The organism is Streptomyces sp. NBC_00554, from assembly GCF_041431135.1.
In the GTDB taxonomy this organism is placed as follows: Bacteria; Actinomycetota; Actinomycetes; order Streptomycetales; family Streptomycetaceae; genus Streptomyces.
Window position 1 is genome coordinate 5,283,319 of sequence record NZ_CP107799.1, and the last position, 12,488, is coordinate 5,295,806.

9 protein-coding genes and 4 tRNA genes are annotated in these 12,488 nt (G+C 68.6%); 3 read left to right on the plus strand and 10 right to left on the minus strand.

Features of this window, described 5'->3' with window-relative positions; all coding sequences use genetic code 11:
- Positions 1 to 96: 96 nt before the first annotated feature.
- Together OG266_RS23215 and OG266_RS23220 are read right to left on the minus strand one after the other, a co-directional pair.
- A complete protein-coding gene (locus OG266_RS23215; RefSeq protein ID WP_266459026.1) occupies positions 97 to 354 on the minus strand; it encodes a DUF3073 domain-containing protein in 258 nt (85 codons plus the stop codon).
- A gap of 280 nt (positions 355 to 634) precedes the next feature.
- Positions 635 to 1,717 carry a Leu/Phe/Val dehydrogenase gene (locus OG266_RS23220; RefSeq protein WP_371548188.1) on the minus strand — a complete coding sequence of 361 codons (1,083 nt, stop codon included), beginning with the start codon at positions 1,715 to 1,717 and terminating at the stop codon, positions 635 to 637.
- Between the two features lie 247 nt (positions 1,718 to 1,964).
- Here OG266_RS23220 and OG266_RS23225 point away from each other — a divergent pair, with 247 nt between their 5' ends.
- Together OG266_RS23225 and bldC are read left to right on the plus strand one after the other, a co-directional pair.
- Positions 1,965 to 2,813 (plus strand): hypothetical protein, encoded by an 849-nt coding sequence (locus OG266_RS23225; RefSeq protein ID WP_371548189.1) that lies wholly within the window; start codon positions 1,965 to 1,967, stop codon positions 2,811 to 2,813.
- Positions 2,814 to 3,336: 523 nt separating this feature from the next.
- Positions 3,337 to 3,543, plus strand: a complete 207-nt coding sequence (bldC, locus tag OG266_RS23230; protein ID WP_027749187.1) for a developmental transcriptional regulator BldC — start codon at positions 3,337 to 3,339, stop codon at positions 3,541 to 3,543.
- Between the two features lie 391 nt (positions 3,544 to 3,934).
- Here bldC and OG266_RS23235 read toward each other — a convergent pair whose 3' ends face one another.
- From OG266_RS23235 to hrpA, 3 genes are all read right to left on the minus strand, one after another.
- Positions 3,935 to 4,153: a DUF6274 family protein gene (locus tag OG266_RS23235; RefSeq protein ID WP_326722131.1), complete on the minus strand. Its 219-nt coding sequence runs from the start codon at positions 4,151 to 4,153 to the stop codon at positions 3,935 to 3,937.
- A gap of 285 nt (positions 4,154 to 4,438) precedes the next feature.
- Positions 4,439 to 4,513 (minus strand) — tRNA-Asp (locus OG266_RS23240).
- A 95-nt stretch (positions 4,514 to 4,608) separates the two neighbouring features.
- Positions 4,609 to 8,577, minus strand: coding sequence for an ATP-dependent RNA helicase HrpA (gene hrpA, locus OG266_RS23245; protein WP_371548191.1), 3,969 nt, complete (start codon positions 8,575 to 8,577; stop codon positions 4,609 to 4,611).
- Between the two features lie 126 nt (positions 8,578 to 8,703).
- Here hrpA and OG266_RS23250 point away from each other — a divergent pair, with 126 nt between their 5' ends.
- On the plus strand, positions 8,704 to 9,765 hold the full coding sequence (locus OG266_RS23250; RefSeq protein ID WP_371548192.1) for an ABC transporter permease: 1,062 nt from the start codon (positions 8,704 to 8,706) through the stop codon (positions 9,763 to 9,765).
- 101 nt (positions 9,766 to 9,866) lie between these two features.
- On the opposite strand, the gene OG266_RS23255 is transcribed toward OG266_RS23250, so the two are convergent.
- The 5 genes from OG266_RS23255 to OG266_RS23275 all read right to left on the minus strand — a co-directional run bounded on the left by OG266_RS23255 (position 9,867) and on the right by OG266_RS23275 (position 12,474).
- Positions 9,867 to 9,940: transfer RNA gene (locus OG266_RS23255), tRNA-Phe, on the minus strand.
- Positions 9,941 to 9,964: 24 nt separating this feature from the next.
- Positions 9,965 to 10,039, minus strand: a tRNA-Asp gene (locus OG266_RS23260).
- Between the two features lie 49 nt (positions 10,040 to 10,088).
- Positions 10,089 to 10,161, minus strand: a tRNA-Glu gene (locus OG266_RS23265).
- Positions 10,162 to 10,241: 80 nt separating this feature from the next.
- Positions 10,242 to 11,915, minus strand: a complete 1,674-nt coding sequence (locus OG266_RS23270) for a metallophosphoesterase (protein ID WP_371548194.1) — start codon at positions 11,913 to 11,915, stop codon at positions 10,242 to 10,244.
- Between the two features lie 208 nt (positions 11,916 to 12,123).
- The gene (locus OG266_RS23275) at positions 12,124 to 12,474 is read right to left on the minus strand and encodes a metallopeptidase family protein (protein WP_266459059.1); all 351 of its coding nucleotides are present in this window, start codon (positions 12,472 to 12,474) and stop codon (positions 12,124 to 12,126) included.
- Positions 12,475 to 12,488: the final 14 nt, after the last annotated feature.

The window sequence follows — 12,488 nt, forward strand, 5'->3', positions numbered from 1 at the left end:
AAAACCCGGTCCGGTGTGGAACCACCCCGGACCGGGTGAGGTGCAGATGCTATGAGGCTCTACGAGAACGCCGAACCTGCTGACCCGCTGGTAGCGCTACGCGCCGCGACGTTGCGACTGGGGACCGGACTCGTCGTCCTCGTCCTCGTCGTCGTCGTTATAGAGATCCGCGTACTGCGCGTACGGGTCGTCTTCTTCCTCGTCGTCGTCCTCGAACGGCTCGCCATTCGGCGGCTGTTGCGAAGTCGAAGCGCCCAGCTCATTGGCCAGACGCGAGAGGTCAGTCCCGCCGCTGCTGTACTTCAGCTGGCGGGCGACCTTCGTCTGCTTGGCCTTTGCCCGGCCGCGCCCCATGGCTCGACCCCCTCGGATACGGGGCTCGGTGGCCCCAGAGTCTTGACACGCGTTCATGATCTGGAACGGGCTCTCCGTGAAGAGACCGGTCCGTAGGGCTTCCACGGTACCTGCTCCCGCGCCCATACGGTACGTCGCCCGCAGGACGCGCGTGTGCGCAGAACCTGCGAGGAGCCCTGTCCTCGCTGGTCAACCGCGATTTTAACCTCTTCTTGGCGGCCGACCCGCCGACAGACGTGAGAGTTCTCTCCAACACCCGCCGGCGGGTACCTCCCGGGGGTCAGCCGCGGCGCGCCTCGGCCATCCGCTGCTCGGCGATCCGGTCGGCCGCGGCGGCCGGCGGAATCCCGTCCTCCTTCGCACGTGCGAATATGGCCAGCGTGGTGTCGAAGATCTTCGCGGCCTTCGCCTTGCACCGGTCGAAGTCGAAACCGTGCAGTTCGTCGGCGACCTGGATGACGCCGCCGGCGTTCACGACGTAGTCCGGCGCGTAGAGGATGCCGCGGTCGGCGAGGTCCTTCTCGACACCCGGGTGCGCGAGCTGGTTGTTGGCGGCGCCGCACACGATCTTCGCGGTGAGCACCGGCACGGATTCGTCGCTGAGGGCCCCGCCGAGTGCGCAGGGGGCGTAGATGTCGAGGCCCTCGACGCGGATCAGCGCCTCGGTGTCCGACGCCACCGCCACGGACGGGTGCTCGTCGACGATCCGCCGGACGGACTCGTCCCGCACGTCAGTGATCACGACCCGCGCGCCCTCCTCGAGCAGATGCCCGACCAGATGGCGGCCCACCTTGCCGACGCCCGCGATGCCGACCGTACGGCCGCGCAGCGTCGGGTCGCCCCACAGGTGCTGGGCGCTCGCCCGCATGCCCTGGAAGACACCGAAGGCCGTCAGCACGGACGAGTCGCCCGCGCCGCCGTTCTCCGGGGACCGCCCGGTCGTCCAGCGGCACTCGCGCGCCACGACGTCCATGTCGGCGACATACGTACCGACGTCGCACGCGGTGACGTACCGGCCGCCGAGCGAGGCCACGAACCGGCCGTACGCGAGGAGCAGTTCCTCGCTCTTGAGCGTGTCGGGGTCGCCGATGATGACGGCCTTGCCGCCGCCGTGGTCGAGGCCGGCCATGGCGTTCTTGTACGACATCCCGCGCGAGAGGTTCAGGGCGTCGGCGACGGCCTCCTCCTCGCTCGCGTACGGGTAGAAGCGCGTACCGCCGAGGGCGGGGCCCAGGGCGGTGGAGTGGATGGCGATGACGGCCTTGAGGCCGCTGGAGCGGTCCTGGCAGAGCACTACTTGCTCATGACCGCCCTGGTCCGAGTGGAACAGGGTGTGCAGGACGCCGTCGGATACGTCGGTCACTGTGGTGACTCCCAGGTAATAAGCGGCGGTTGACGTGCGGGTCCCGTACGGGTGGCGGGCGCCCGTGGGCATGAGACTAGAGCCTGTGCCCGGCCGCCATCCGCGCAGTGTTCAGGATCACCTTCCACCGGAGTACGGTCCTCTTCGGCCGTGGCACGATTTGCAGTGTTTTCCCGGTCTTGTGTGCGTGGGTCGAGCGGGATCGGAGCCCGGGTTTCGGGTCCGGCCGGTTGGGGAGGGAGCAGGCGTGCCCAAGGTGTCCTCCGTGATCGTCCCGTACGCGTCCTATCTGCGCGTGTACGAACCGCTGGCCGCCTTCCCCGAGCCGGAGCGCGGCCACTGGGCCCGTTATGCCCGCCGCCCCGAGCGCCCCTCGTACCAGGACGAACTACGGCGCTCCCTGGCCGACTTGCTGCCCACCCCGCCGATCCCCGTGCCGGTGCACGAGAGCGGCGACGCGTTCGTGGCGGAGGTCGACGGGGTGCTCTGCGTATGCCCCTGGCGCACCCGGCTGCGCGGCTGGCAGGCCCTGGGCGAGCTGGGTGAGGAACTGCCGGAGTCGGTCCTCGACGCGGTCCTGCCCTCGCTCGTACGCCGTCAGGCCGCCCTCGACTACGAACGCTGGCTGGAGCGCAACCCCGACGCCCGCCCGTGGATCCGCACCTCGACCTGGCAGGTGCCGCTGAACTGGTTCGTGCTCGTCTCCGACGAGGAGCGGCTGTACGAGAAGGGTGCGGGGCCCGACGGAGCCGCGCCGGGGCTGCGGTACCGGACGCCGATGGTGCAGGCCCGGCGGCGGACTGCGCGGGCGCTGAAGACGCTGAAGGACACCATCGAGGACGGGCCGCTCATCGACGGCCTGCTGGACGTGGGGCGCTGGCTGGAGGAGTTCCACCCGCGCTCGCTGGTCGAGCTGGACTACGGCGGCCTTGTGCACGTCGTGCCCGCGGGGGAGCTCGAGGGGGACCACTCGGCCGCGGACGTCCACGAGGGCATCGACGCGCTGCGCACCGGGGACGGGGCGGCGGCGGGCGAGGCGTACGGGCGGCTTGTGGAACGCTGGCGGTCGGTCAGGGACCGGCGCTCGGCGAACTGACGTGATCCCGGTCTCGGCGGCGCCGTGAACTCACCCGGCGTGCTTACGCTCTGAAGGTGCCTCATCGCGGGACGTAGGTCCCGATCCGGGCTTTTGCGTCAATGGCGTGTCAAGCGTGACGGATGGCACTTACCTGGCCCTTGCGCCCCTTGCCCATCCTCGTGCCAAAATAGGACAAGGAGCCCGGGGGAGGGCTCCGCCCGCCCACGTATGGGTGGAATCTCAGCATTGCACGCTATGGGGGGTCTCGTGACTCCTGATCGCCCTGTGACTGATCGTCACAGTGGCGTGACTGTCCGCTATGGCATGGTCCATCGGCTTCCGTCGCTGATGAACACCTGGGAGGGCAATTCCATCGGTTTGGCCGACGTGGCTGGACGGATGGTGTAGTTGTAGTGCCGAGGACAAGCCGTTCGTCCTATAACCGACTCGGCCCGCGTCCGCCATTTCGGGCAACGCGGGTCAAGGTGCAGAATTTAGAGGAATGAACCGAGAAGGTTCGGTTCTCCCGAGGAGGCCGCTCATGACCGCTCGCACCCCTGATGCCGAGCCGCTGCTGACCCCGGCTGAGGTCGCCACGATGTTCCGCGTGGACCCGAAGACGGTCACGCGGTGGGCGAAGGCCGGCAAGCTTACGTCCATCCGCACGCTCGGCGGACACCGCCGCTACCGCGAAGCTGAGGTCCGCGCGCTACTCGCGGGTATCCCGCAGCAGCGCAGCGAGGTCTGAACAAGCGCATAGCAGGGCATTTCGGTAGGTCCCCCAACCCGCCGTCACGCCCGAACCACAGCTCCAAGCGACGCGTGTCCTGCCCCAACGGGACCCACGCCCGACCCAATTTCACAAGCGACAAGGGTGCGTCGTAGATCGCGCTGGACTCCGCCGGGTCCAGCGCGATCTTTTTTGTGCGCCGGCAGTGCCCTGGGTGATGGGTCTGTGAGTGGGCTTGTCGGAGTCTGGGGAGGGGTGTCGGATCTCCTGTGGGCGGCCCCAGCAGCTGGTGCAATTGCACATATTAAATTGACCAGTTGTAGGTGAGGTGTAAGTTCCTCGGTTTCTAAAACCTATGCGGTGACACCCGTCACATGCCACAGTCCTTGTCGCCTGTGATGCTTCTGCGCTAAGGGAGTTGGGGCCGCACGGCGGCCTCGGCCCCGGCTGCCTCCTCGGCCTCATCGACACCATCGACGTCCTCGACGCCGCGCGGGGCGGGCTCCATGGCCAGCCGCAGGAGCCGGTGGCAGATCGGGCAGTGCCGCGTCAGATGCCGGTACCCGGAAGCGGCCGCCAGATGGGCGCGGAGCAGCGCGCGCGTCTCGTGCCGGGCGGTCGCCGCCATACGCACCTCCAGGGGGCCTCACGGGGTCGAGGGCCCTGGTTCCCTGGGTACCGGCGGAATGTGACGACGTCAAGACATGCGGAGACGAGCTCACGACACGCGAAAGGCCCGGAGCCGAAGCTCCGGGCCTTTCGTTCATGCGGTCCTGACGGGATTTGCTGCATCCGATTGCGGCTGCGCCGCGGGCGCGGCCTCCACCTTGACAGGGTGGCGAGCGAGGTCGGGTCGCATGCAGGGCACGAAGAAGGCCCCGCATCCTTGCCGGATACGGGGCCTTCCTCACTGCGGTCCTGACGGGATTTGAACCCGCGGCCTCCACCTTGACAGGGTGGCGAGCACTCCAAACTGCTCCACAGGACCAGGTTTCACAGCCACTTGGTCTTGCGCTGGGCTGCGAAAAGAGACTGTACAGGAGGGTGGGTCCGGGGTCGAACTCACCCACCGTACATACGCCGTTACGGGGCCAGGGTGTCGATCGCCTTCACGATGCGCTTGTCGGAGACGGGGTACGCCGTGCCGAGCGCGTGGGCGAAGTAGCTGACGCGGAGCTCCTCGATCATCCAGCGGATGTCCAGGACCTGCTGGGGGACCGGCCGGCCCTGCGGCAGCTGCTCCAGGAGCCAGGCGTACTCGTCCTGCATCTCGTGGACCTTCTCCATGCGGGTGGTGTCCCGCTGGACGTTCGTCGGCATCTGCTGGAGGCGCCGGTCGGCCGCGACCAGGTAGCGCATCAGGTCCGCCAGGCGGCGCAGCCCGGTCGCGGTGACGAAGCCGGGCTTCACAAGGGCGTTCAGCTGCGTCCGTACGTCCGTGAGGTTCGTCAGGAGCGTCGGGCTCTGGATGCCCTTCAGCCGGCGCTCACAGGCCTGCCAGGCGGCAAGGACCTGCTGCACCTGCCCGACGGTGCGGACCGTCGTGTCGACGATCTCGGCGCGCACCTTGTCGTAGAGCTTCCGGTACGACTCCTCGTCCCACGCCGGGCCCCCGAAGTCCCCGATCAGCTTGTCCGCCGCCGCCATCGCGCAGTCGTCGAAGAGGGCCTGGATCGAGCCGTGCGGGTTCGCGGACAGGGCGAGCTTCTGGACGTTGGTGAGCTTGTCCGAGGCGAACTTGCCCGGGTTCACCGGGATGTTGCGCAGGATCAGGCGCCGCGTGCCCTTCCACATCGCCTGCGCCTGCTCGGCCTCCGTGTCGAAGAGCCGTACGGAGACGGTGTCGCCGTCGTCCACGAGCGCCGGGTACGCCTTCACCGGCTGGCCGGCCCGACGGGTCTCGAAGACGCGCGTGAGCGAGCCGATCGTCCAGTCGGTCAGGCCCTTGCGCTCCAGGGACTCCCCGCCCTCGCGCTCCGCCGTAGCCGCCGCGGCCTGTGAGATCGCCTGGCGCGCCTTCGGCTTCAGCTGGAGCTGCAGCGCCTCCAGGTCCTTGTCCTCGGCCAGCTTGCGGCGTCGTTCGTCGACGATCCGGAAGGTGATCCTCAGGTGGTCGGGGACGCGGGACCAGTCGAAGTCGTCGGCGCTCACCGGCACACCGACCATGCGCTTCAGCTCGCGCGCCATCGTCATCGGCAGCGGCTCCTGGAGGGGCACGGCCCGCTCCAGGAACTTCGTCGCATAGTTCGGCGCGGGCACGTAATGGCGGCGGATCGGCTTCGGGAGGGAGCGGATGAGCTCGGTGACGACCTCTTCCCTCAGCCCCGGGATCTGCCAGTCGAAGCCCTCGTCCGTGACCTGGTTCAGGACGTGCAGCGGGATGTGGACGGTGACGCCGTCCGCGTCCGCGCCCGGCTCGAACTGGTAGGTGACACGGAACTTGAGCGGGCCCTGGCGCCACGAGTCGGGGTAGTCGTCCTTGCTGACGTCCCCGGCCCGCTCGTTGATGAGCATCGACCGCTCGAAGTCGAGGAGTTCGGGCTCCTCGTGCCGCTGGTGCTTCCACCAGGAGTCGAAGTGCGCCCCGGATACGACGTGTTCGGGCACCCGCTGGTCGTAGAAGTCGAAGAGCGTCTCGTCGTCGACGAGGATGTCGCGGCGCCGCGCCCGGTGCTCCAACTCCTCGACCTCGGTGAGGAGTCGGCGGTTGTCCGCGAAGAACTTGTGGTGCGTACGCCAGTCGCCCTCGACGAGCGCGTTGCGGATGAAAAGCTCACGGCTGGCTTCCGGGTCGATCCGCCCGTAGTTGACCTTGCGCTGGGCGATGATCGGTACGCCGTACAGCGTGACCTTCTCGTACGCCATCACCGCGGCCTGGTCCTTCTCCCAGTGCGGCTCGCTGTACGTGTGCTTGAGGAGATGGCCGGCGAGCGGCTCGACCCACTCGGGCTCGATCTTGGCGTTGACGCGGGCCCAGAGACGGGAGGTCTCCACGAGCTCGGCGGACATCACGAACCGCGGGGGCTTCTTGAACAGGGCCGAACCCGGGAAGATCGCGAACTTCGCGCTGCGGGCGCCCAGATACTCGTTCTTGCCCGTGCTCCTCGCGCCTTCCCCCGCGGCCTCCTTCACGTCTTTCATGCCGATGTGGGAGAGGAGACCGGCGAGCAGCGAGACATGGACGCTGTGCTCGGCGGCGTCGTCCTCGTTCGGATGGATGCCCAGCTGCTTGGCGACCGTGCGGAGCTGGGTGTAGATGTCCTGCCATTCGCGGATGCGCAGGAAGTTCAGGTACTCCTGCTTGCACATCCGGCGGAACGCGGACGAGCCCCGCTCCTTCTGCTGCTCACGGACGTACCGCCACAGGTTCAGATACGCGAGGAAGTCGGACGTCTCGTCCTTGAACCGGGCGTGCTGCTGGTCCGCCTGCGCCTGCTTCTCGGCCGGGCGCTCGCGCGGGTCCTGGATGGACAGCGCGGCCGCGATCACCATGACCTCGCGCACACAGCCGTTCTTGTCGGCCTCCAGGACCATCCGGGCGAGCCGGGGGTCGACGGGCAGCTGGGCGAGCTTGCGGCCGCTCTCCGTGAGCCGCTTGCGCGGGTCCTTCTGGGCCGGGTCCAACGCGCCCAGTTCCTGGAGGAGTTGGACGCCGTCACGGATGTTGCGGTGGTCCGGCGGGTCGATGAAGGGGAACTTCTCGATGTCGCCGAGACCGGCGGCGGTCATCTGGAGGATGACGGAGGCGAGGTTCGTACGGAGGATCTCCGCGTCCGTGAACTCCGGGCGGGCCAGGAAGTCGTCCTCGGAGTACAGCCGGATGCAGATGCCGTCGGACGTACGGCCGCAGCGGCCCTTGCGCTGGTTGGCGCTGGCCTGCGAGACCGGCTCGATGGGCAGCCGCTGGACCTTGGTGCGGTGGCTGTATCTGGAGATACGGGCGGTGCCCGGGTCGATGACGAACTTGATGCCCGGGACGGTGAGCGAGGTCTCGGCGACGTTCGTAGCCAGAACGATCCTGCGCCCGGTGTGCTGCTGGAACACGCGGTGCTGCTCGGCGTGCGACAGCCGGGCGTAGAGGGGGAGTACCTCGGTGAACCGGTAGTTCTTCTTCGTCAGCGCGTCCGCCGTGTCGCGGATCTCGCGCTCGCCCGAGAGGAAGACCAGGATGTCGCCCTTGCCCTCGCCCTGGAGCTCCTCGACGGCGTCGCAGATCGCGGTGATCTGGTCGCGGTCGGAGTCGTCCCCCTCTTCTTCCAGGAGCGGGCGGTAGCGGACCTCGACCGGGTACGTACGGCCGCTGACCTCGACGATCGGCGCCTCGCCGAAGTGGCGGGAGAAGCGCTCGGGGTCGATGGTCGCGGAGGTGATGACGACCTTGAGGTCAGGACGCTTGGGCAGCAGCTGAGCGAGATAGCCAAGCAGGAAGTCGATGTTCAGAGACCGCTCGTGGGCCTCGTCGATGATGATCGTGTCGTACGCGCGCAGCTCGCGGTCCGTCTGGATCTCGGCCAGCAGGATGCCGTCGGTCATGAGCTTGACGAAGGTGCCGTCCGGGTTCACCTGGTCGGTGAAGCGGACCTTCCAGCCGACGGCCTCGCCCAGCGGGACGTCGAGCTCGTCCGCCACGCGCTCGGCGACGGTACGGGCGGCGATACGGCGGGGCTGGGTGTGCCCGATCATGCCGCGGACACCACGGCCGAGTTCCATACAGATCTTGGGGATCTGGGTCGTCTTACCGGAACCGGTCTCGCCCGCGACGATGACGACCTGGTGATCACGGATGGCGGCCGCGATGTCGTCCTTCTTCTGGCTGACCGGGAGCTGCTCGGGATAGGTGATCGCGGGCACCCGAGTACGACGCTCGGCCATCCGGGCCTCGCCCTTGGTGACCTCCGCGTCGATCTCGGCGAGCACGGCGGACCGGGCTTCGGGCTTGCGGATCTTGCGTGCGCCTTCGAGCCTGCGCCCGAGCCGGTGCGCGTCGCGCAGGGACAGCTCGGTCAGGCGGGCGGCGAGATCGCCGAGGGCGGGGGCGGGATGCGTAGACATACGCCGTCCAGGATCTCACCTCGGCGAAATGACTGGCGAACGCTTTTGCGTGGCGGGCGCCGACCGGGGTTGCCGCGGGTCCTTCTCGCGGAGAAATATCGCTCCCACGGCTCTAGCTTGGTCGATATGTCCGAGATGCCGCACGGTGCCCATGGCAAGCCGCCCACCCGTCGTGAACGTTGGGCGGACTTCAAGGAGTCGCCGTTCCTGCCCGCGACAGTGCTCGTGCTGATCATTTCCGCGGCGGCGGGCCTGTTCGCGGGCTCGTACACGTACTCCATGGCGAATCCGACGCCGCGTCATGTGCCGACGGCGATCGTGGGGGCGTACGACGAGGCGCGGGGCAAGGTGTTCCTCGACGGGATGGAGAAGGCGCTCGACGCCTCGCTGAAGATCCACACGTACGACAGCAGGGCGGCGGCCGTCGAGGCGGTGAACGACCAGAAGGTCTTCGCGATCTTCGAAGTGCGGGAGCCGGGGCGGGCGGTCACCCTCGACGTCTCCGGGGCGTCCGGTGCCTCGGTCGCGGAGCTGCTGGCGGAGGCCGCGCCGGCCGTCGGCAAGGAGACGGGGGTCGCGGTCACCGTCAGGGACATCAAGCCCCTGCAGAAGGGCGACCCGCGAGGGCTGGCGATCTTCTACATCTCGCTCGCGGCCGTGGTCATCGGATTCATCGGCGCGATCCAGCTCAGCGTGCACGCGCGGGCGCTGAACCCGCTGGAGCGGATCGCGTTCACGGCCGCGTACGCCCTGTTCGGCGGGTTCGCGATCGCGGCGGTGGTGGACTGGCTCCTGGGCGCCCTGGATCTGCCGTTCGTCGAGTCCTGGCTGATCCTCGCGTTCACCATGTTCACGTCGGGCATGGTCTTCACCATGTTCAACACCCTCTTCGGGCGCTGGGCGATGATCCCGACCTGGGGCCTGATGGTCCTCCTCGGCAACCCGTCCTCGGGCGGCGCCGTCTCCTGGCCCCTGCTCCCGTCCGTGCTCGGCTACATCGGCCGCTGGCTGCCACCGGGCGCCTCCGTCAACGCCCAGCACACAGCCGTGTACTTCGCCGGCCACCAGCACGTGTTCCCGTTCCTGGTCCTCGCCGGGTGGGCCCTGGTGTCGTGCGCGGTCTTCTGGACGTGGCGGCATCGGCATCCCGGGGGGAGGGAGGCGGAGCCGGCGCACGCGGCGGGCTGACGGGCAAGGGCCGACGGGCAGGGGCTGACGGGCGTGGGCTCCTCATGCAACTTCCCATACGACGAAGACCCCGTCCGTATGGACGGGGTCTTCGGGGGTTGTGGCTGGGGCCGGGGTCGAACCGGCGACCTATCGCTTTTCAGGCGATCGCTCGTACCAACTGAGCTACCCAGCCACGAAGTTCCTCGCGGAACTTCAGCGGTCCTGACGGGATTTGAACCCGCGGCCTCCACCTTGACAGGGTGGCGAGCACTCCAAACTGCTCCACAGGACCAAGCTGCTGTGCGCGACATGCGTAAAACAGTGTCGCACACGGTATTACGTGCCCCCAACGGGATTCGAACCCGTGCTACCGCCTTGAAAGGGCGGCGTCCTAGGCCGCTAGACGATGAGGGCTATCGGCCCGCCTGGGCGCTTCTCAGCGCGTCGGGGACGTGAGAAGCATATGGGATGGCGGGAGGTATCGCCAAAACGGTTTAGGGGGTGCCCGCGGAGGGCGTGGGAGAGGGGGTTGGGGACGGTGTGGGTGGGGGCGTGGAGGACGACGGCGTGGGTGAGGGAGTGGGGGACTGGGTGGGGGACTGGACGGCGCCCGGTTTGTTTTCCTCGGGGAGGTGGCGGCTCACCTCGGCCGTTGTCAGGCCCAGGCCGCCGAGCTTGATCTCGTCCCAGGCCTGGAGTCGGCGGGTGTCGCGGTCGAGGTAGAGGACCGAGGCCTCGATGGGGTCGGGGTACTTGCCCTCCAGGGCACGCAGACCGCTGCCGCCCGTCGAGCCTTCGATGCGGAGGCGGGTGCCGCCCTTCATGACCTCCATCTCCTGGTGGTGCAGATGCCCCGCCAGGACCAGCGGCACTTCCCCGTCCGTCTGACGGGCCGCCTCCGGTTCGTGGGCGACGGCGATGTCGACGGGCGTACCCGCCACCCGCTGGTCGCGCAGCACCGACGCAAGCAGCGCGCCCGCCTCCTGCTGCGCCTGGCCGCCCTCCGGGTCGGCCGACCGGTCGGGGGTGAACTGCGGGTCGCCGATGCCCGCGAAACGCAGGCCCGCGACCGTGACCGCCCGGCCCTCGTCCAGGACGCGCACGTTCTTGATCTTTTCGAGGTAGCTCTGGGTGAGGAGGGAGTCGTGGTTGCCCCGGACCCAGACGTACGGCGCTCCCAGGTCCGCGATCGGATCCAGGAAGCCGTTCTCGGCCGCCGTGCCGTGGTCCATCGTGTCGCCGGAGTCGACGATCACATTGATGTCGTACTGCTCGACGAGCGACGCGATGATCTTCCAGCTCGCCGGGTTGAGGTGGATGTCGGAGACGTGCAGGACCCGGATGGTGGTCGGGTCCGGCTCGTAGCCGGGGAGCGTGGAGGTGACGTCGTACAGCTTCGTCACGTTCGTCACCAGGCGCGCCAACTCCTTCTGGTAGACGTCGAATTCGCTGACGATGCTGCGGGCGTTGCCGACGAGGGAGGGTGCGGAGGAGAGGAGTCCGGAGAACTTCGGTTCCAGGACCGAGTTGGGGTTCCAGGTGGCGAAGGCCGTCCCGCCGCAGGCGGCGAGGAGGGTGAGGGCCAGGCCGCCCGCCGCGAGGGCCCGGCGGGGCCGGCGGTAGACCGCGAGACCGAGCGCGGTGGCGCCGGAGACGACGGCCACGCAGGACCGTACGGCCAGGTCGAGCGTGCCGTGCTCCACGTCCTGCGCGACCTCCTCCTGGAGACCGGAGAGCCGCTCGGGGTGATCGACCAGCGCCTGCGAGCGCACCGGGTCGAGCCGGTCCACGTCCACGTCGAGCCGCAGCGGGGCCTGGTGGCTGCGCAGCTCCAGCGCGCCGAGCGGGGCCACGTTGATCTTCGTGCCGCCGTCGAGGGAGGGCCGCAGGGTCATGGTGGTGTCCATGGGGCCGACCGGCACGCGTACGTTGCCCACGATCAGCAGCCCCAGCCAGGCGCCGAGCAGTACGACGGTCATGAGGCCGAGGACTCGGGCGTACGGGTGGGGCTGGTCGACGAGTTCGGTCGCCGGGTGGGGGCGGCGGGCGCGGTAGCGGCGGGTGAGTGCGAGGGCTCGGGGGGCCGTCCGGAGACTCCGGGCGCGGTTCCGTCGAGTCCTTCGTATGCGGTGCAGGGCGGTGGTCACGGCAGCGAGGACGCGGGCCATTGGTCCCGTATGCCCAGTGTGGGCGTGGGTATGCGGCGCCGCCCCGGCTCTCGTACGGGGGCGTCCGCGACTCTCGTAGCGGGGCTTCGTACCGTGAAATGGCCGTGTGCACGAGATTCCGTCGTACACCTCTTCGGAAGGCCTTCGGCTGATCGGGTGAGCGGCCCGTAGGGCTTGCTGCTAGCCCGCGGTCCCGGCGTCCCTGAGATCAGCCCCAGCCCAGCTCATGAAGCCGCTCGTCATCGATCCCGAAGTGGTGGGCAATCTCGTGGATCACGGTCACGGCGACCTCGTGCACGACCTCGTCCGGGGTCTTGCACATCCGCAGTGTGGGGCCCATGTAGATCGAAATGCGGTCCGGGAGCACGCCCGCGTACCACTCGCCACGGTCCGTGAGCGGGGTGCCCTCGTAGAGGCCCAGCAGCTCGGGGTCGTCGGCTGGAGGCTCGTCCTCGACGAACACGGCGACGTTGTCCATGACCCGGGTCAGCTCGGGCGGGATCTGGTCGAGGGCTTGGCTTACGAGCTCTTCGAAGGCTTCGCGCGTCATTTCCAGCACTAGGCCATTGTCCG